Source organism: Paraburkholderia sp. SIMBA_053 (assembly GCF_046534895.1).
GTDB lineage: Bacteria > Pseudomonadota > Gammaproteobacteria > Burkholderiales > Burkholderiaceae > Paraburkholderia > Paraburkholderia caledonica.
This window is the reverse complement of sequence record NZ_JAWRXU010001746.1, coordinates 1-235: the sequence shown is the minus strand read 5'-3', so window position 1 is coordinate 235 and position 235 is coordinate 1. Positions and strand designations below refer to the sequence as shown.

Genomic DNA, 235 nt, shown 5'->3' with positions numbered 1-235 from the left:
CACCTGGCGATCATTGAGTTGTTGGGCATTCCCCTGGCACTGGTAGCAATAAGCAAGTGCGACCGGGTTGCGCCGGTGCGCGTGGCCGAAGTGCAGGTGCAGATTGCACAGTTGCTGGCGCCCGGGCCTTATGCCGGGGCAGCGCAGTTCCCGCTGTCGAGTGTTACCGGCGAGGGGGTCGAGGCGCTGCGTCATGCTTTGCTCGCGGCGGGCGAGGGCTTGAAGCAGCGCAGCG

The 235-nt window shown here is 66.0% G+C and carries 1 pseudogene; it reads left to right on the top strand.

From position 1 onward, the window contains the following. Positions 1-235: pseudogene (locus SB753_RS41500) on the top strand (selenocysteine-specific translation factor); the annotation flags it as partial.